The sequence below is a fragment of the Planctomonas deserti genome (genome assembly GCF_003067705.1).
Taxonomy (GTDB): domain Bacteria; phylum Actinomycetota; class Actinomycetes; order Actinomycetales; family Microbacteriaceae; genus Planctomonas; species Planctomonas deserti.
Genome location: NZ_QANL01000123.1, coordinates 1 through 593, shown reverse-complemented (window position 1 = coordinate 593; position 593 = coordinate 1). Strand labels below are relative to the sequence as shown.

At 67.5% G+C, this 593-nt stretch carries 1 protein-coding gene; it reads right to left on the bottom strand.

All coding sequences use genetic code 11. The features are described from left to right. On the bottom strand, positions 1 to 323 hold a 323-nt coding region (locus tag DAI20_RS19880), incomplete at its 3' end, for an Ohr family peroxiredoxin (RefSeq protein WP_108252901.1). Positions 324 to 593: the final 270 nt, after the last annotated feature.

Here is a 593-nt window from a genome sequence, read left to right as displayed (position 1 = left end):
ACGCCAGGAGCGCTGATGGTCAGCTCGGCCTCGATGCCGAAGCCGGTCGGGATCTGGCCGATGCCGACCTTGCCGGTCACGGTGGTGTCGGCCGTCAGCGCGACCTTGGCCTGGCCGGCCACGAACTTCAGCGCGCCCAGGAAGCAGGCCGAGTAGCCGGCTGCGAACAGCTGTTCCGGGTTGGTGCCCGGGCCGCCGGCGCCGCCCAGCTCGCGCGGGGTCGACAGCTGGATGTCCAGCACGTTGTCGGAGGAGACGGAACGGCCTTCACGGCCGCCGGTGGAGGTGGCCTGGGCGGTGTACAGAACCTTTTCGATGGACATCGGGATGCTCCTGGTCGGTGGGTGGGTGTTTCGTTGGAGCCTACTTTGCCCGGTTTCCGCGTACGTTGGGTTGCAAGGCGTACGAAAAACTTGATCGATCGTCCTGCGGGCCTAGATCGTCCACTCGCGGTCGGTGGTGAACATGATGGTCAGCCAGCGGTCCGGCGAGGCCTCGCCCAGCGCATCGCCGATCTCGTCGCGCAGCTGGTCCCATTCCAGCAGGGGCCGCGGCGGGTCGCCCTCGCGTCCCACGAAGAACAGCTCGATCTG